The 18759-nt window shown below is 58.4% G+C and carries 16 protein-coding genes; 8 read left to right on the top strand and 8 right to left on the bottom strand.

Annotated elements, in window-relative coordinates; genetic code table 11:
* Positions 1 to 101 precede the first annotated feature (101 nt).
* The 4 genes from IB241_RS26720 (at position 102) to IB241_RS26705 (ending at position 4051) form a co-directional block, all read left to right on the top strand.
* A complete protein-coding gene (locus IB241_RS26720) occupies positions 102 to 1349 on the top strand; it encodes a Wzz/FepE/Etk N-terminal domain-containing protein (protein WP_192301180.1) in 1248 nt (415 codons plus the stop codon).
* A 201-nt stretch (positions 1350 to 1550) separates the two neighbouring features.
* Complete coding sequence (gene lpxO / locus IB241_RS26715) at positions 1551 to 2450, top strand: lipid A hydroxylase LpxO (protein WP_192301179.1); 900 nt, start codon at positions 1551 to 1553, stop codon at positions 2448 to 2450.
* Positions 2451 to 2567: 117 nt separating this feature from the next.
* Positions 2568 to 2882 carry a hypothetical protein gene (locus IB241_RS26710; RefSeq protein ID WP_192301178.1) on the top strand — a complete coding sequence of 105 codons (315 nt, stop codon included), beginning with the start codon at positions 2568 to 2570 and terminating at the stop codon, positions 2880 to 2882.
* An 11-nt stretch (positions 2883 to 2893) separates the two neighbouring features.
* Positions 2894 to 4051, top strand: coding sequence for a PQQ-dependent sugar dehydrogenase (locus IB241_RS26705; protein ID WP_192301177.1), 1158 nt, complete (start codon positions 2894 to 2896; stop codon positions 4049 to 4051).
* Positions 4052 to 4126: 75 nt separating this feature from the next.
* On the opposite strand, the gene IB241_RS26700 is transcribed toward IB241_RS26705, so the two are convergent.
* Together IB241_RS26700 and IB241_RS26695 are read right to left on the bottom strand one after the other, a co-directional pair.
* Positions 4127 to 4606 (bottom strand): DUF1348 family protein, encoded by a 480-nt coding sequence (locus tag IB241_RS26700; protein WP_192301176.1) that lies wholly within the window; start codon positions 4604 to 4606, stop codon positions 4127 to 4129.
* Positions 4607 to 4660: 54 nt separating this feature from the next.
* Positions 4661 to 5224 carry a TetR/AcrR family transcriptional regulator gene (locus IB241_RS26695; protein ID WP_192301175.1) on the bottom strand — a complete coding sequence of 188 codons (564 nt, stop codon included), beginning with the start codon at positions 5222 to 5224 and terminating at the stop codon, positions 4661 to 4663.
* Positions 5225 to 5349: 125 nt separating this feature from the next.
* On the opposite strand from IB241_RS26695, the gene pssA reads away from it, so the two are divergent.
* Entirely contained in the window at positions 5350 to 6693 is a 1344-nt protein-coding gene (pssA, locus tag IB241_RS26690; RefSeq protein WP_192301174.1) for a CDP-diacylglycerol--serine O-phosphatidyltransferase, read from the top strand.
* Positions 6694 to 6851: 158 nt separating this feature from the next.
* Entirely contained in the window at positions 6852 to 10631 is a 3780-nt protein-coding gene (locus tag IB241_RS26685; RefSeq protein WP_192301173.1) for a hypothetical protein, read from the top strand.
* Positions 10632 to 10691: 60 nt separating this feature from the next.
* On the opposite strand, the gene efeO (IB241_RS26680) is transcribed toward IB241_RS26685, so the two are convergent.
* Genes efeO (IB241_RS26680) through efeU form a run of 4 tightly spaced genes read right to left on the bottom strand, consistent with a single transcriptional unit; the run spans position 10692 to position 14900 of the window.
* A complete protein-coding gene (gene efeO / locus IB241_RS26680) occupies positions 10692 to 11510 on the bottom strand; it encodes an iron uptake system protein EfeO (RefSeq protein ID WP_192301172.1) in 819 nt (272 codons plus the stop codon).
* Positions 11511 to 11537: 27 nt separating this feature from the next.
* A complete protein-coding gene (efeB, locus tag IB241_RS26675) occupies positions 11538 to 12857 on the bottom strand; it encodes an iron uptake transporter deferrochelatase/peroxidase subunit (protein ID WP_370694894.1) in 1320 nt (439 codons plus the stop codon).
* The gene (gene efeO / locus IB241_RS26670; protein WP_192301170.1) at positions 12854 to 14056 is read right to left on the bottom strand and encodes an iron uptake system protein EfeO; all 1203 of its coding nucleotides are present in this window, start codon (positions 14054 to 14056) and stop codon (positions 12854 to 12856) included. The genes efeB and efeO (IB241_RS26670) overlap by 4 nt, the downstream gene beginning before the upstream one ends.
* Before the next feature lie 10 nt (positions 14057 to 14066).
* Positions 14067 to 14900, bottom strand: a complete 834-nt coding sequence (gene efeU / locus IB241_RS26665; protein ID WP_192301169.1) for an iron uptake transporter permease EfeU — start codon at positions 14898 to 14900, stop codon at positions 14067 to 14069.
* 167 nt (positions 14901 to 15067) lie between these two features.
* Between efeU and IB241_RS26660 the strand changes: the two genes are divergently transcribed.
* Positions 15068 to 16084 (top strand): AraC family transcriptional regulator, encoded by a 1017-nt coding sequence (locus IB241_RS26660; RefSeq protein ID WP_192301168.1) that lies wholly within the window; start codon positions 15068 to 15070, stop codon positions 16082 to 16084.
* Positions 16085 to 16379: 295 nt separating this feature from the next.
* On the top strand, positions 16380 to 16760 hold the full coding sequence (locus tag IB241_RS26655) for a hypothetical protein (protein ID WP_192301167.1): 381 nt from the start codon (positions 16380 to 16382) through the stop codon (positions 16758 to 16760).
* A 60-nt stretch (positions 16761 to 16820) separates the two neighbouring features.
* On the opposite strand, the gene IB241_RS26650 is transcribed toward IB241_RS26655, so the two are convergent.
* A complete protein-coding gene (locus IB241_RS26650; RefSeq protein ID WP_192301166.1) occupies positions 16821 to 17351 on the bottom strand; it encodes a hypothetical protein in 531 nt (176 codons plus the stop codon).
* A gap of 811 nt (positions 17352 to 18162) precedes the next feature.
* Entirely contained in the window at positions 18163 to 18690 is a 528-nt protein-coding gene (locus tag IB241_RS26645; RefSeq protein ID WP_192301165.1) for a hypothetical protein, read from the bottom strand.
* Between the last annotated feature and the right edge of the window lie 69 nt (positions 18691 to 18759).

The following is an 18759-nucleotide window of genomic DNA, read 5'->3' as shown; positions in this document are numbered from 1 at the left end:
GGACGCCTTGTGTGTCCTTGACGTTGCCCCCTGTTTATTCCGTCGTTATTCAGGTCTGTGTTGTTGGGCACTGAGTAACAACTTTTCGGGGCATATCAACGTTGAAAAATACTCATCCGTTACGCCAGCATCCCGTTTCTGACGAAATCGACCTGTTTGACCTGCTTCAAGCGATCTGGAAGCAGAAAACATGGGTGGCTGGCTGTGCACTTGTCGCCGGGCTGCTGGGCGCCATTTACGCGTTTATGTCGCCGCAGGTGTATCAGGTCAGCAGTGTGCTGAGGCCGGTAGCCATCAATGAGTTGGATGCGCTCAACCGTTCCGATGTGTACAAGCTGTCACCGGCGGATGCCTTGGCCAAAGTGGCGGTACAGCTGGATTCCTACGAAACCCGTTTGGCTTTCTTCAGGGCGAACCCAACGTTGCTTGCAGCCGATGAGCGCTCTGGATACAGCCAGGCCCAAAGCGCTGAGGCATTCAATCTGATGTTGTTTGATTCCAAAGGGAGCGACGCGGGCAACGCTTCCCTGCGGGTGGAGATGCAGTACCCAAAAGGCGTCGATGGTGTGGCGATCCTCAAGGGTTTTATCGACTATGCGATTGCCCGCCAACGGGATCAGGTTGGCGCCGACTTGACGGTGATCGTCAACAATCGCCTGGCGGAACTCGAGGGCAAGATCGATAACGCGCGTAAAGATTACGCGCGGGAAAAAGCGGCAAAAATCGCCCAATTACTGGAAAACGACAGCATCAAGCGCGCCCAGTTACAGGACGAACTCGATGCGTTGCGCTTGGCGCTGCGAGTGCAGCGCACCCAACGTTTGGCGCAGTTGAGTGAGGCGATTGCGATTGCCAGGTCCGCCGGAATAAAAACGCCCTCGGCAGTGGGCACACCCCAAGCATCACCTACGCAGGTCACGAACCAGGCGTCAGCGCTCTACTTGATGGGCACTCAAGCGCTGGAGGCCGAGCGTGCCGCGTTGCAGCAGCGCACCGGCGACGACTTCACCAGTGAACGCGTCGCCGAAATCGGCAAGGAGCTGCATCTGCTGGAGGCGAATCGAGAGGTTGATGCGCTCAAGGCACGTGGCGATGACGACATGTTCATCCAGAATGTGGAATGGCCGAGGGCCGAAATCGCACGGCTGCGCGGCCTCAATATTGATATGAACGGGCTGAAACTGGTGACAATCGACCGCCCGGCCCAGGAACCGCTGAGCCCGATCAAGCCGCGCAAGGCGCTTATCATCGTCGTGAGCCTGTCGGCTGGGCTGATGCTCGGGATGTTGCTGGCCTTGATCCGCCATCTCTTCCAGACGCGGGGGGAACGCACACCCTCTACACATTAAGTGGACAGCTTTTCACAATTCTTAGTTAACCTTTGGTTACAAATTGTGGCTAAATATCTGCCAATGGCGACGTCGCGCTGAGTCATTCAACCGTGCGCGTCGCCGGTCTGTGAATTGTGATTTCAGCTGCTGCTTATTAAACCTCGGCCGTCGTGGGCACGCAGGAGCAGCCTGTTTTCTTCTGACGTGTGACGGATTCCCGTGAAACTCATCATTGTTGGCCTCTACGTTGCTTGCATCGCGTATGTACACCTGCGTGGCCGGGTGCGCCACAAACTGGGTCGCCAACTGAGCGACCACTCTACGTTCCTGGCGCCGATCAACTGCTTTCTCTACCTGTTTTCCAAACTGCCGAGCCGGCCGTACCTGTCGCCCAGCGACTTTCCGGACCTGAGCCCATTGCAGGAGCACTGGCAGGAAATTCGTGAAGAAGGCCAGAACCTGATGCGCGCCGGGGCGATCAAGCGCTCGGACCAATACAACGACGTGGGTTTCAATTCGTTCTTCAAGTCGGGCTGGAAGCGTTTCTACCTCAAGTGGTACGGCGACAGTCATCCCTCGGCCATGAAGCTGTGCCCGCGCACCACGGAGTTGGTGAAAGGCATCGGCTCGATCAAGGCGGCGATGTTCGCCGAGCTGCCGCCGGGCTCGCGGCTGGTGCGGCACCGCGACCCCTACGCCGGGTCCTACCGCTACCACTTGGGCCTGGATACGCCGAACGATCCCGGTTGCTATATCAATGTGGATGGCGAACAGTATTTTTGGCGTGACGGCGAAGCGGTGATGTTTGACGAGACATATATCCACTACGCCGAAAACACCACCCAGCAGAACCGACTCATTCTGTTCTGCGACATCGAACGGCCAATGAAATACCGCTGGGCGAGCGCATTCAACCGCTGGTTCAGCCGCAACGTGATGGCGGCCGCAGGTTCGCCGAATGACGCTGGCGACAAGACTGGCGGGCTGAACCGAGCGTTTACGCGGCTGTACAAGATTCGTCTGCGTGGCAAGCAGCTGAAGAAGCGCAACCGCACGCGTTATTACCTGGAAAAGTGGGCGATTTTTGCGGCATTGGCGATGATCTTCGTGCTGATCTGAGCCTGGCGCAGACAGATCGTGTTACACCTGATGAGAAACAATTTAGTTACCAAAGCCGAACCCTGGGCGTAGCGTGCTATCGAAAGCACGTACTACTCGCCCTTGAGAGGCTTTGTCATGAACAGTTGTGTACGTCATCTGGCCGCGCTGGCGGTGGGCCTGGCCCTGACCTCACTGGCCCAGGCCCAAAACCTGCCCGGCAACAACGACGCCAACAACGGCGCGATCCACCGGGCCAACCCCAACAGCATGCAGGGCACCCAGCCCAATGCGCCGGCCATTCGCGGCCCCCGGACTGGCCCGACCCCACCTGCGCCGACCCTTGAAAACGGCGGTATCGGTAATCGTTACCCCACGCGTAATACCGTCCCCAGCCGTCCGGCCACCGAAACCAAAGCCCCCACTTACGATGCCAACGGCAATCGCCGGTAAGGACTCGCCATATGTTTTTACGTAAAACGCTGCTCGCCGTCCTCTGCACCAGCACGCTGCTGCCTCTGGCCACTGCTTACGCCGCCGATGGCCAGCAGTTCCCCAGTGAGCAAGGCAGCATCACCGCCACGCCGATCGCCAAGGGCCTGGACCACCCTTGGGCGGTAGCATTTCTGCCGGACAAGCAAGGCTTCTTGGTGACTGAACGCCCCGGCCATCTGCGGCTGGTCAGCCCGGACGGCAAGCTCTCTGCACCGCTGAGCGGTGTGCCGCAGGTTTGGGCCAAAGGGCAGGGCGGTCTGCTCGATGTGGTGTTGTCGCCGGACTTCAAGCAGGACCGCATGGTGTATCTGTCCTACGCCGAAGGTGGCGGGCAGGGCGGCACCGCCGGTACGGCGGTCGGGCGCGGACGATTGGCCGACGACTTGAGCGGGCTGAAGGATTTCAAGGTGATCCTGCGCCAGGAGCCCAAGCTGTCCACCGGCAACCACTTCGGCTCGCGCCTGGCGTTCGACCGCGACGGCTATCTGTTTGTGACGCTGGGCGAAAACAACGACCGGCCGACCGCCCAGGACCTCGACAAGCTGCAAGGCAAGGTGGTGCGTATTTATCCGGACGGCCGCGTGCCGGATGACAACCCGTTCGTGGGGCAGGCCGGCGTGAGGCCTGAGATCTGGTCCTACGGCCAGCGCAACCCGCAAGGCCTGGCACTCAACCCATGGAGTGGGACGATCTGGGAAAACGAACACGGGCCGCGTGGCGGGGATGAAATCAACATCATCGAACGTGGCAAGAACTATGGCTGGCCGCTGGCAACCCACGGCATCAATTATTCCCTGACACCGATTCCGGAAGCCAAGGGCAAGACGGCGGAAGGCACGGTGGCGCCTCACCATGTGTGGGAAAAGTCACCGGGCATCAGCGGCATGGCGTTTTATGACGCTGACCGCTTCAAGCCTTGGCAGCACAACGCATTCATTGGTGCATTGGCCAGCCAGGAATTGATCCGTTTGCAGTTCGAAGGGGACAAGGTGGTGCATGAAGAGCGCCTGCTGGGCGGCTTGAAAGCGCGAATTCGCGATGTGCGGCAAGGGCCGGATGGCTACTTGTATGTGCTGACGGATGAAGATGACGGCGTGTTGTATCGGGTCGGATTGAATCAGGACTGATGGTACTGACACCACGTGGTCAAAAACGGCGGGAGGGGGGGCACGTCCCCTCCCGCCGTTTGATCCTGCGCAGGCTTATAAGCCGAGGTCCGACAGCCCTGGATGATCATCCGGTCGCCGACCCAACGGCCAGTGGAACTTGCGCTCGCTCTCCTTGATCGGCAGGTCGTTGATACAGGCAAACCGATTGGCCATCAGACCGTTTTCGTCGAACTCCCAGTTCTCATTGCCGTAGGAGCGGAACCAGTTGCCGGAGTCGTCATGCCACTCATAGGCATAACGCACGGCGATGCGGTTATCGGTGAATGCCCACAGCTCCTTGATCAGGCGGTAGTCCAGCTCCTTGGCCCATTTGCGGCTGAGCAAACCCTTGGCTTCGTCACGGCCGTGAGCAAATTCGGCGCGGTTGCGCCAGCGTGTGTCCAGTGTGTAGGCCAGGGACACCCGTTGCGGGTCGCGGGAGTTCCAGCCGTCTTCGGCCAGGCGAACTTTCTCGACCGCCGACTCGAGGGTGAACGGCGGCAACGGCGGGCGTGTTTCGGTGTTAGATGACATCAGGCAGCTCCTGTAAACAATAAGGTTCTATCGAAAGTTGCCAGGCAAGTGCGTTCACAGTCCCAATAACGTTCGCGCCATGCATTGCGCTTTATCGGCAGCTGTTGAATCACCCATCACCAGGGCAACGGTAATGGCGCCATCGATCAGGATCAGCAGTTGCGCGGCCTGCTGCGGTGGGTCGGCGGTGCCATGTGCTTGACACAGTTCAAGTACGTACTCGAACAGTTTCTGTTTATGCGCCTTGGCCAGCAGGCGTACCGGGTCTTGTGGGTCGCCGGTTTCGCCACTGGTGTTGATGAAGGTGCAGCCACGGAAGTCGGCTGAGCCGAACCACGCCTTCAGCGCCGTGAACAGCGCCAGCAGGCGTTCGCCACTGCCCTCGCTGCGCGCCACTTCAGTGCGCAGCCACTGCATCCAACGCGCGTCGCGCCGTTGCAGGGCGGCAATCACCAATTCGTCCTTGTTGGCGAAATAGCGGTAAATACTTTTTCTCGACACGCCGGCGGTTTTCACCAGTAAGTCCATGCCGGTGGCGGCGATGCCATGGCGGTAGATCAACTTTTCAGTGACGTCGAGAATAATGTCGCGGGTTTCACTATGGGTCATATCGTTCATGCTGCAGACAGTAGAACGATCGTTCTTCATGGTCAATTAAATTTTTTCCATGCGCCGCAGCAAGACCTGAGCACCCCCATGGTGTAAGCTCGGGGCCTCTTCGGATTCGACCCATTGCGAGCCTTATGCCGTCGTTCTTCAAACGTTCCCTGTTGCCTAAACTGCGCGGTTTCCCACTGTCCACCGATGCCATCGAGGTGCTGTCCGGCGCCGATGCCTATCGCCGCTGCCTGTTGGAGAAAATTCCCCAGGCGACGCGCCGCATCTACATCGTCGCGCTGTATCTGCAGCAGGACGAAGCCGGGCAGGAAATCTACGACGCCCTGCATGCCGCCAAGGCCGCAAGGCCCGAGTTGGACATCGTGGTGGTAGTCGACTGGCTGCGCGCCCAGCGTGGGTTGATCGGTGCCGGCAAACAGCCCGGCAACAGCGCCTGGTACCAGGCGATGACCCAATCCCATGCCAGTGAAGTGCCGGTGTATGGCGTGCCGGTGCAGACCCGCGAACTGTTCGGCGTGCTGCACCTCAAGGGCTTTGTGATCGACGACACGGTGCTATACAGCGGCGCCAGCCTGAACAACGTTTACCTGCACAAGTTCGACAAGTATCGCTTCGACCGCTATCACCTGATTCACAGCCAGCCGCTGGCCGATTCCATGCAACACCTGATCGAGCACGGCCTGGTGGCGTCCAAAGCGGTGCATCGCCTCGACCTGCCGAACCCGCCGACCACCCGCAGCCTGCGCAACGACATCGGCGATTTGCGCAGCCGCCTCAAACACGCGGCCTACGACACCACCCGCGGGCAGTTGCCCAACGGTCATCTGTCGGTCAGCCCCTTGCTGGGGGTGGGCAAGAACAACCCGTTGAGCCGGGTGATCCTGGAGCTCATCGCCAGCGCCCAGCACCAGTTGACGATCTGCACGCCGTATTTCAACCTGCCGTTGCCGGTGACCCGCGAGATCAACCGTGCCCTGGCGCGTGGCGTGAAGATCGACATCGTTGTCGGCGACAAGACCGCCAACGACTTCTACATCCCGCCCAGCGAACCGTTCAAGGTGATCGCGGCATTGCCGTACCTGTACGAAATCAGCCTGCGCCGCTTCGCCAAGCGTCACCAGCCGATGATCGACAGCGGCCAGTTGAACCTGCACCTGTGGCGTGATGGCGACAACACCTACCACCTCAAGGGCATGTGGATCGACCAGCGCTATACGTTGCTGACCGGCAACAACCTCAACCCGCGGGCGTTTCGGCTGGACCTGGAAAACGCCTTGCTGATCGATGACCCGCAAGGCCAGTGGCTGGAGCCACGGCGTACCGAGCTGGCGCAGATTTTCCAGCACACCACGCGCATCGACGGTTACGCGCAGTTGCAGACCCTGGTGGACTACCCGGCGGCGGTAGGCAAGTTTCTGCGGCGGGTCAGTCGGGTGCGGATCGAACGGTTGCTGTACCGGATTCTGTAGCGACACAACCCGAAACCACTTCCAGGGCTGAACGGGCCCTGGCAGCACGTGCATTGCGAAAACACTTACATGCGGTCTTGAGGTGGCTTTGTAGGATTTCTTTGGACGGTTCTAAGGGACGAGAACTTTCGCGATCTCAACCGTGAAGAGAACTCCCGATGCCGACATTCCCGCCCGATTATTCGTCCGTGCGCGCAGTTGTTTCGGTCCCGAACAACGCCTTTGCGACCTCCCTTGAGCCCCCAGCCCTACAGGGGCGATCAGGGCAAACCGAAACGCCGCTGCCGGGGCGTGCGCCGCGCACAAGCAGCCAGCAGCTGAAGCTCGTCATCCTTGAGCAGGCTTCTGGGCGCAGCAAGCGTGACGTGACGAGAAGGCCGAGCAGGGCTTTTCCAACGGATGAGCGTGCAAGGGCTGCCGACAGCAGCTTGCAAGACACGTTGGCGCGTTGGCTGGTCACCGGCAAACTCAACGCCAACCCCATTCCTCCCGATGCTTCGATCAAGCCCTTCACCGACGCTTTTGGCGAAGCCCTGCGTGAGCCAAAGGTGCAGGCCTGGTTCGCGTCCAAGGGCCTGGATGTGTCCACCGTGCGCATCTTCAACGATGGGGTCGACGGTGAGGTGAATATCGACGGCAAAAAGGTCAGGCAACGGTTCACCACGACTGACGGCTCTGGCTGGTGGGAGGTTGGCGCGAAGGTCACCGAGGCCGTCAACATATTGTGCCCTGACTATGCCGGGGTGCTGATGCCGGATGCAAAAACCGGTGATTTCCGCGATGTCCGCGTGATGCTTGGCTTCTATGGGGTGAATGCGCCCTCTCGACCGGCGGACGCTGCACAGTTGGGCAAGGCCCTGGAAGATAACGGCTGGCCACCCATTACCGACGACAAGCGGGCTCACTGGCGCGAACAATTCGTGCAGCTTTTGCAGAAAAACAGCGACCGCGATACGCGCCCAGCGCTGGCGTCCCAACTGCAGGCGCTGATCAACGCTAAAGCCGAGGGCGATCAGCTCAACCTGAGTGATGAGCCTGTGCTGATCGACCCCGAATCGACGCTGGCAAAAATCAGCCAGGCGCCGCGCGAGCAGTTTTTGCAATGGCTGGCGACCCCGACATTCCAGGCGTTTATCCAGAAAATCGGGTTTGGCGGCGACGATAACGTTTACCGGATCTCGAACGGGCAACTGCAACTGCGTGGCGACAACCTGCAGTGGCAGTCATTACAGGCCTATCTGGACGATGAGATCGGCAAGGTCCAGGTGACCGGCAACGCCCAGGAAAAAGCTGCCATTGGCACGCTGCGCACTGAGTTTGATCAACTGGTTGAAAAGAGCCAGGCGACCGGCAACGCGTTGTGCTCCCAGCCCATCTACGATGCGCGTCAGTACCTGGCGTTTTCCGAGCTTGGGACGCCCACGACAGTCGGGCAAGTGAAGTCCGTCATCGGCTGGCTCGGCAGCACGTTGCCGCCTTCGCCCATAGGCGCTGATTACGCCGGCTTGACGCCCTATACCTGGGGCCCTGGAGCGTTATCGCCAACGGATCTGGCCACATTAAGGGCCCAGGCCGCCGGGCCTGGTTCGGTGCATAGCCTACTGCGCAACCACACGTTCCCGTCAGGCATGCCCGACGATGACCATCTGAAACTTCAACATTTCTTCGACTCGGCACAGGCCAAAACAAAAGCCCAGGCCCTGGCTCGGCTGCTGAACATGGCCGAGGTGGCCGAGGGGCGGGCGCTTTCACGGGCAACCCGCCATCAGCTCCTGGCAACTGCGATCAAGACCGGCATCACGGCAGATGTACCCGGTAAGCCGGGCGTAGTGGCGGGCCACCAGATCTATCGCGCCAGTAACCTCGGTCGTACGCTGGAGGAGGAGCGCCGAGACATTGAACGGCACTTGATCGGCAAAGGTGCGGACGCGACCACCGCGCCGCTGATTGCCCACCTGTTTTTGGCGCAGGCTGCCCCCGAGTTCCTGCTCAAGCCCGACCCTCAAGTGCCGGCGCAAGCGCCTGCAGCACTGAAGCTGTCGCCCGGGCAAGTGAGCATCGGTTCAACGTCCTGGCTCAACCTGCGACTTGCCTGTGCCCTGTCGGAAAAACTCGGCGGCCCAGGCAGTTCGCGGGCCTTGAACATTACCCAGGCCCATGCCCTTGCTCGGCTCAATCCGGTGATAGATGAACAGGAGCAATTGATCAAAAGCCTTGGCGCGCAACCGGTGCTGGATTGGGCCGTGATGACTGGCGTGATTCCCAAGCGTACCGATGGACATTACTCGTCAGAGGACTACCGTGCGGCCACGCAAGCGTTTGTCGACCGAGAGACGGGCATTGGCAAGGCATTTGAAACCTTGACGCGGGATACGCCCAATCAGACAAACCTGCTGATCAAACAACTGGCGCTACTGTTTCCCGAGATGACAGAGGAGGAGATCCGCGATTTCAGGTTGCAGCCTATGGACACTGCCGCGCGGGGCCATACGGGGGTGTCTGGGCCGCTTTTAACCGACGTGATCCTTTATGAACAAGCTCCGCCGGAGCTTTTACATGTTCTTATGCCCCCCCTGATAAAAGTGTTGAACAACCTCAAGGATTACGCGTTTGTTCATCCGAAGATTTCCTGGGAAACCTATTCCGAGCGCATCAAGCAGCTGCCGAACATTGCCTCATTGGTCGAACCCGCTGTGGACAAGCATTTGGCCGATGCCCGTAGCGCTCACGCAACGGTAATCAGGCAGATGATCGCCAACGCGCCGTTGGATGTGCGGCGAATCCTGGAGGTTGCCGACATCCAGGTATTCAGTCTGCGTGAAGCCACGGGCAAAACCCTGCTGGACGATCAATACGAACCTGAGGGCGTGGCCGAAAAAATCGGCAGGCAGGGGGTGTTGATTCGCTACGACACGAAAGCGACGAGCCCTACGGGTGGGTATTTAGAGTTTTTCCCGGGTTCAATGAAGATCATCCGGCGCGACGATCTGCGCGACAGCCTCAAGGTCTATGGCGGGCAAGTGAAAGAGAGAACGGTAGCGCGCAGGCGCGAGTCCTTTCGTGACGGCCTGCCGGAGTCGTTTGATTTTCAGGCCTATAAAAGCGGGGGGGACCCGCGTCCCAACGTAAAGTCGAACGTCATTATCGAAAAAGCAGGTCCTGCATTGCCGGGCCTGGGCCTGGAAAACTGGCCCGCGCCGGGTGCCGATTATGTACCGAACAGTTGGGCATCGGACAAAACCACTGCGATCGCCAACGCGATACTCGATGTCACCTTTGATCAGAAGCGCACGCAACTGATCGACTATGCCAACCAGCCCACCACGTATCACAAAATACGTAACTACCCCTTCAGTTCAAGCGCGGTTTTTTCCAACCTGAACGCGAGGACGGTGTTGAGCATGATCCCGTTTGTCGGAGCGATTGCCGATATCGCCGAAGGGAAGGTCGGGGCTGGCATCAAGGGCTTGCTGCTCGACTTCGGCTCGTTCGCCGTGACAGGCGGGGTGGCTGGGGCCAAAGCATTCTTCAAGGGCCTGAAAGTCGTTGTGCCGTACGGCGGTCGTGGGTTTGCCATGCGCGGGCTCAAGGGGGCGCCGACATTGGTGCGTAGCGTGTTCAACCCGCTCGACAGCTCGATTGACGTCATGAAGACCGCCCAGCGTGCGTTGGCCGGTGAGTTTGTGACTGCCGGTGAAGGCTTTTATATGGGGGCCACTGCCTTTGAGCGATGCCGATGGGGACTTGGGGTGTACGACACGTTGCGTGCCACCCCCGCGGCCAGCGCCACTTACCCTGGAAGCCGCCTGGGTGTGAGCCAGCAGTGCAGGTTATACGCGGTGCAGCAGGGCGCCGCGTGGTATGCGATTGACCCGCTCACCCATAAGCCAACCGGAGCCCCGCTGACTGACTTCAAGCCCGACGCCGGCACCAGTTAAGCACCAGCGCCCGCGGGTTGTGCATTCCACCGCTTGAATGCACAGCCTGCGGACGTCTTGTCAGTTAAGGCCCAGCTTGCCACGCAATGTGGACAGGTCTTCCGCCAGGGTGTTGACCGGACCCACCAGGGCTTTGCGGTCGTTTTCCTTCACTTTGTCGTAGGTCTCGAAACCGCCGTCCTTGGTTGTGTATTTGGCGAGGATCTTGTCGACCGTGGCGAAGTTCTTGTCGACCTTGGCCAGGAAGGCCTTGTCTTGTTTCTCGATCTGGCCACGGAACAGATCGACGATTTTCTTCGCGCCATCGATGTTGCCCTGGAAGTCGTAGAGGTCGGTGTGGCTGTAGCGATCTTCTTCACCGGAGATCTTGGTCGCGGCGACTTCTTCCAGCAACGCGGCGGCGCCGCCAACGACTTTCTCCGGTGGGAAGGTCAGGCCGTCGACGCGGGTCTTGAGGTCGTTGACGTCGGCGTTGAGCTTGGCAGTCAACGCCTCCAGGCCCTTGGTCGAATTTTGCGAGAACAACGCGTATTCGATGCGGTGGAAACCGGTGAAGTCTTCAGCGGTTACACCTTTCTCATGGTCATCCACCCGCGAGTCGATGGACGCATCGAGGTCGCTGAACAGCTCGGCAATCGGCTCGATGGACTCATAGTGCACACGGGTCGGTGCGTAGAGCTTCTTGGCGGTGGCCAGGTCGCCTTTGTTGATCGCGTCGGTGAAGGCCTGGGTCTGGGTCACCAGCTCACCGATTTCTTCGGTGACATAGATCTTGTAGTCCGACACCGGGCCTACCAGGTCCAGCGGCGCCGTGGCGGCGAAGGCGGCCAGGGGCGAAAGGGTCATTAGCAACGACAACGCGAGAGTCGACTTCTTCATGGGACGGTTTCCGCTGTGGGGTTGGTTTCAGGTGTTGGCAGTGGTGTGAGGGTGCGTGGCGGCGAGCAGCGTGCGCCCAAGGAAATCCTCTGGCCCGGTGACGCCCGGCAAGGTGAAGAAATACCCGCCGCCGACCGGCTTGAGGTACTCCTCCAGGGGCTCGCCGTTGAGCCGGGTTTGCACGCTGATAAAGCCTTTCTCCAGGTCAGCCTGGTAGCAGATGAACAACAGCCCCATGTCCAGCTGACCGTTTTTATTGACGCCGTTGGAGTAGTTGAACGGCCTGCGCAGGATCAGGTTGGCCTGGGTCTGCGGGGTACGAGGGTTGGCCAGGCGGATGTGGGCATCGAGCTTGGTCAACTTGCCCTCGGGGTCCTTGCTGTAGTCGGGCACCTGGCTTTCCTGTTTACCGTCCATGGGCGCGCCGGTGGTCTTGACGCGGCCGATGATGCTCTCCTGTTCTTGCAGGGGCGTGCGGTCCCAGCGCTCGACGAAGTTGCGGATGATGCGCACCGCCTGATAGCTGCCGTGGGCGGCCCAGGCCGGTTCGTTGCTATGGGGTTGGACCCAGACGATCTGGTCCATGGCCTTGTCATCGTTGGAATTGGGGTTGGCCGAGCCGTCGCGAAAGCCGAGGAAATTACGTGCACTCTGCGCCGGTTCCCCGGGTTTGCTCGGTGCCTGGGGCGGCACGCTGCCTTCCTGTTTCCAGCGCACCAGCAGCAGGTCCGGCAGGTTTTTCACAATGTCGCGCAGGGCGTGGATGTTGGTGTCAGGGGTGTTGGAGCAAAATTGCAGGCTCAGGTCGCCGTGGCACTGCGCCGGTTCCAGCGCATCGTTGGGGAAACCGACCATACGGCTCAAGCGCTTGGGTTTGGCCGCCGTGAGGCCGAAGCGCTCATCAAACAACGACTCGCCGACCGACACGGTGATCGTCAAGTTATCCGGGGTGACCACCGGGCCGAGAATCCCGGAATCGGTAGGCGGCAGTTTCGGATCGACTTGCGTCACGGCACCGCCGGTCATCAGGAAGGCGATACGTTCGTTCAACGTGCGGAACAAGCGCTCCAGATCGTCGCGGTCGCTGGCCAGTACGTCGAACGCCACGAGCATGCCGCAGGCCGGACGCGGGGTGACGATGCCGGTTTGGTGCTTGCCGAAAAAGTCGTGATGGTCCTGGGTCTTGTCGCTGCGCGGCGCGGTGGTGACTTGCTCGGCGGCGGCCATGGCCGGGCAGCTCAGGCTGCTGCCGGCAATGGCGACGCCGGTGGCGGCCATGCCCAGCAGGACACGGCGGCGTTGGAGGTTGGTGTGTGCTGAATCACTCATGTGTGCGGTCGTCTTCACTGCAGGCCGGAAAGGCCAAGGGCGGGATCGATTCCATCGAGTGCGGCGGCCAGAGCCTTGGCCTTGTCGGCGATCTGCTTGCGCTGATCGGCGGTCACGCTGTCATACGAGATGTAACGGTTGTTGGTTTTGAACCCGGCGAGCTCGCTGTCGAAGGCGGCGAGGGCGTTGTCGATCTTGGGCAACAGGTTGGCGGCGGATTTGCTCAGCAGTGGGCGCATCAGTTCGACCACTTTGTGTGCAGCGTCCAGGTTGGCGGCAAAGCCATTCAGGTCGATGTGGCTGTAGCGCTCTTCTTCCCCGCTGAGGGCACGCACATCCGCCAGGCTGTTGAGGTTGCGCACCACGATGCCCACCAATTGCTCCGGCGGCAGGGACTGGGCCAGCAACTGTTGCTTGAGGGTGGTGACGTCGTTGAACAGACGTTGGGCAATCGGCGCCAGGCCATCCAGGCTGCGCTGCTGGAACAGGCTGTATTCAATACGATGGAAGCCACTGAAGGCCGGGTCTTGCTCGCGGTTCTCAAAGTAATCGGCACGCGCATTGATCGCGTTGTCCAACTGCGCCAGGCGTTGGGACGCTGGCGCCAGTCGCTGGTAAGCCTCGCGGGCTGGGACGTAGAGCGACTGGGCTTGGGCCAGATCGCCGGCGTCGATGGCCTGTTGCAAGGCGTTTACGGCCTTGATCAAGGCGCCGCCCTGGCTGCTCAGGTATACCCGGAATTCCGACAGCGGGCCGATGAACGCCACCATCGACGGCTTGGCCTTGGCCTGGGCGTCGGACTCAGCCGTTGGCGTGACGTGCAAGGTGCCGCGCGGGTTGCTCAGCAGGCCGCAGGTGATGGCGTAGTCGCCGGGCAGCAGGTTGGCGTTGATCACCTGGCTCAGGCCGGGGGCGATGTTTTCCCGTTCTTCGATCACCAGCACGCCGTCGAGGATTTCCCACTCCACCGCGCGGTCGGAGCGGTTGATGATGCGAAAACTCGCACGCCCGGCCGGTACCGTCAGTTCATTCGGCTCGCAGGCGTGGCCATGAATGGTCACGGCAATTTCATTGTGATTGGTCTGGCGCTTGCTCGCGGCCAATTGTGACGCGTAGTAGAACAGGCCACCGGCGGCGATCATCACGACCACCGAGCCCGCCACGGCCCAGCGCAAGGCGCGGGGTGGCAGAGCCGGTTGAGGGGTTGGGCTGGACAAGAGGCGGTCCTTACTGGCTGGAAACGGAAGAAGGTTGGGCGACAGGCGAGGGCAGGAAGAACATCACCAGAGCGATCACCAGGTAAATCAGATAGGCGCCCAGGGTGCTGACGGTCGGCGCTTCCTGATAGCCGAACATCCCGGCGAGCACCGAGCCCAGCGGGCTGTCCATGGGCAGTGCCGCGCTGAAATCGAACAGCACGGTTTGCAGGTGGTTCCACACGCCGGCTTCGTGCAGGGCCTGCACCGAATTGGCGAGGATGCCGGCGGCTACGACCAGGATGAACAGGCCGGTCCAGCGGAAGAACGCCCCCAGGTTCAGGCGCATGCTGCCGCTGTAGATCAGCAAGCCCACGATGATCGCCAGGACCAGGCCGAGAAGGGCGCCGATCGGTGCGCCCGGGCCTTCGCTTTGCTGGAACACGGCCAGCAGGAAGAACACCGTTTCGAGACCTTCGCGGGCCACGGCAAAAAACACCATGGCGATCAGCGCGATCACTTGGTGCTTGGAGCCTGTCAGGGCGTGGTCGAGGGATTCATGCAGGGAATGCTTGATCGAGCGCGCCACTTTGCGCATCCAGAACACCATGGAGCTGAGAATGCCCACGGCGACCAGGCCAACGACGCCTTCGAACAGCTCCTGCTGCTTTTGCGGAAACTCTGCGCTGACCAATTCCAGGCCACCGCCCACCAGCAGCGCCAGTGCGGCGGCGAGGAACACGCCGATCCACACCGCTGGCATCCATTGGCCACGCCCGGTCTGTTGCAGGTAACTGGCGATGATGCCAACGATCAAAGCGGCTTCAATGCCTTCGCGCAGCATGATGAGAAAGGGAACGAGCATTCGGCACCGCAGCGTCATTAGATAGGAAGCTAATTTGTAACATAATGATACTCATTACTAAACAGGAAAACTTGACGTTTACTGAACAGTGGCTGAACGGTGGTGGTGAAGGGCGGGCGCCCTTATGATGCAGACCCTGTTATGTGCTGCGGAATGTTCAACTGCTCATGTCGGAAAAAGACACCATCTCCATCCACCTGGTGCGCGAAGCCCTGTTGCAGAGCTGTGCGCCCGGTGCGGCCACGGCTGAGGCGCTGAGCAAGGTCGGGATTGACCCGACACTGCTGCAGCAGCCTGACGCCCGCGTACCGGCCACGGCTTACGCGCGTTTGTGGCGTTTGCTTGCACGGCGTACGGATGATGAGTTTTTCGGCATGGACCCACGCAAGCTCAAGTCCGGCAGCCTGGCCTTCCTGTGCCGCGCCGCGATGGCGCAGCCGACCCTGGGCGCGAGCCTGGAAACGGTGTTGGGGTTTTTGTCATTGATGCTGGAGCAGATGCCTGCGCAACTGGTGCGTCAGCAGAGCCTGGCGGAAATCGTGTTGTCGGAGCCCGTGCCCAAGCGCGCATTCACCTACTTCACTTATTGGATGATCGTCCACGGCGTGGCTTGCTGGCTGGCGGGAAGGCGCATTCCGATCCTGGCGATCGAACTGCGCTGTGAGCAGCCGGACTTTTGTCACGACTACCAAGTGATGTTCTCTGACAACCTACGGTTTGATCGGCTACGTACCCGCATGATCTTTTCTGCTGACTGCCTCGACCTGCCCATCAAGCGCAGCGCAGAAGAACTCAAACGTTTCCTGGCCCATGCCCCGGCCAACATCCTGGTCAAATACCGCGACCCCGAGAGCTTCGCCACCCGCATCAAACACGACCTGCGCCAGATGCCCCCCGACACCTGGCCGGAAACCGAACGCCTCGCTGCCAACCTGTGCATCTCCGCCTCAACCCTGCGCCGACGTTTGGCGGAAGAGGGGCAGACTTATCAGGGGCTCAAGGACAGCGTGCGTAAAGAGTTGGCCATTGTGTGGTTGGCGGAACCTCAGATCAGCTTTGCCGAGATCGCGGCACGGCTGGGGTTTGCCGATGCCAGTTCGTTTTATAAGGCGTTTCGTAAATGGTGTGGGTCGAATCCGGGGCATTATCGGAGTTTGATTTTGAATGAAGTCAGTCGAGATTAATGGGCGGCATCTGGGACTAGGACGTAACTGACGATGTCCTGCTTCCTGGTATGACAGAGTGGTCTTTCTAGTTTTTAGGACGGAGCCGGCATATTCCGAGTGTGAATTCGTGCATGCTTTGTCTCGTGATACCTACTGCGATTCATCATTGATCCTACTCGCAGCGTAAGAGCATCCCGAGTTGCGTTGTCGGTTTTTTATTCGGGAGGTTTACCTGTGTCGAGATGAAGCGACAGTTTTCGTATTGTCATCGTACGCTAATAACACTCGTTGTTTAATTGTGGAGGTGAATAGTATGAAAGTTTCTTTCGTATTGCCTTTTTTGGCTCTAACCCTTGCATCATTTCAAGCGTCTGCATTGTGTTTGTACACTACCGAGAGCTTCGTCGGCACGATAGCGGCTGATACGGCGATCACCGCTAACGGTCCTTTCACGATCACTTCGGCTGGCGGATGTGCTGGCGCAAATATCGATGCAACTGTCTCTGCTCCTGGTGCTGGGAAGGCGCCGGAGATTTATATTGAGCGCGAAGTTGGCGCGTCATGGGTGCGCGCGACATTCAGTATAGGGAGCATTGCATCTTACTCCGGACAATACGGTACTTACCGAGTCAGGCTGAAAAACTCTGATGCAGTTTCAAAGGCTTACTCTGGCACAGTGCGATATGGTCGTTGAAGCTTGAGTTGCGCAGGGCGTGAAGAGTCATCTTCAATGCCCTGCTTTTTTGCAAAGACGTTAAGCGCGCTCATCTATTGATAAATCACTTCTGGACGAATAGGCAAAATATGCGAGCGCGTTTATAGCTTGGTTTGCAGCGATCATTCCTTGCCGCCATGGCCAGAACAAGGGTTCTTGTTTGGTTTTTTCAGAGTACATCGGCAAGGATGCTGTCTGCTCCTCAAGTCTTTGGTCGAACAGTGCAATTGCATTGAATTTGACGTAAAGATCTGCTTGATTACCATTTTTATCAACAGCCCGTGTTCCCTCGATAAAAACGCCAAATGCCTGCTCGTCGATCAGCTTGTTTTCATACAGCTTTCGGCCGACATGTTTGAGTTCCATGTTGGTGATGGATGTCATGTCATAGTTTTTCAAGAATTTCTTCAGCTCTGTGATTTGCTCGTTATTTTTTAACTTTAGTGCCTTTGCAGCGTGTGCGTCGTCCCTGGCGGTAAAGTCAGTTATTACTTTGGTTGGGTTCTTGATTATGTATCCAGCGTCTTGTTTGCTTATGGTGTTCGTTGCCGCCGATGAGCTTGTGTTCATCTCGCAGTTCTCCATCAAAAGAAAGCTACCTCTCTGTATCGACCGGTTTTGGCCGAGCTTAACCAAGGGCAGCGAGTCGCTCGAAATAAAGTCCAGACTTGATGGCTTTGACTCAGATTCAAATCGTGAGAAAACGCCTGCTCTGTTCGCACACCCAAAGGACTAGGAGTTAACTGACAACATCCTACTGTTTGGTATTACAGATCGCTCCTTAATGATTTTAGGACGCAGCTGGCATATTTAACTAAAAAAATCATGCAGGCTTTGTCGTGTCATTCCTACGCAAGGGGACGAATGATCCTATGTGAGCGGGGAAGTGGCCACTCGCTTTCTGAGCGGGTGTTCGATAACCAATTCTACGGTGATGAAAATGAAAAGTTTAATTGCCTTACCCTTCGCTGTGCTTATGTTGTTGTCGTCGCAAGTGTCTGCGCTTTGCTTGACGCTTACTGATAACTATAGCGGGATACTACAGCCTGACTCGGAAGATACAGCCTTGGGGCCATTCACCATTACGGGCGCTAATGGTTGTTCCAGCGCAAATATTCATGCAATGGTGTCTTCTACGGGGATCGGTCGGATTCCTCAGATTTCCATCGAACAACAGGTGGGCGCGTCATGGAAAACGGTAGTCAGCAATCCTTTGTCAGTTCAGGCGACATGGACGGGGCCGTTGGGAACTTATCGCGTAAGAGTAAAAAACCCTGAGGCGGTTTCCAAATCATATTGGGGGACCGTACGATACGGCCGGTAATCGCAGTTGGGGGCAGCATGCCAGGCAATTGGCATGCTGCAGCGTTCAAGTAACAAATCAAACGCGTTCGTCTAACGTAAGACTATTTTTTGATGAATTAACAAAGTGCGCCAGCGCATTGATAGCATGATTGGCGTCCACCATGCTTTGAATATATTCAGGAATGCCCATTGACCGCCCGACATTAGGATTGCTTTTAACAAACGCAAGATAGTCTTCTAGTTTTTCATCGAAAAGGGCGATTGCATTAAATTTAACATGCGTGTCTGTTTGTTTTCCATTAGCATCGGATGCGCCGTCGCCGGATATGAATATGCCAAAAGTGTTCACGTCAATCATTCCGCTTTCATAGAGTCGTCTACCGACTTTCTTTAGTTCATCGGTACTGATCGACGTCATGTCATAGTCCTTCAGAAAAACTTTCAAGCTCTCAATCTCTTCCTGCTCGCGCAGCTTCAACGTATCTGCCGCCACCGACGCTTCTTTTATCGTATATTTATTTTCAACCTTTTCCGGATGCTGTATCTGAAACGCATTAGACGCCTTCGTATGCCTCATTTGCTCCGCAGTCAATAACACGGCCATCGCAAAGTCCTCCATCAACCGAAAGCTACGTCTATTTATCGGCCACCCTTAATCCCACTTTAAAAAAAA

This window comes from Pseudomonas sp. PDM05 (genome assembly GCF_014851685.1).
Lineage (GTDB): Bacteria > Pseudomonadota > Gammaproteobacteria > Pseudomonadales > Pseudomonadaceae > Aquipseudomonas.
This window is presented reverse-complemented; position numbering and strand designations above follow the sequence as displayed.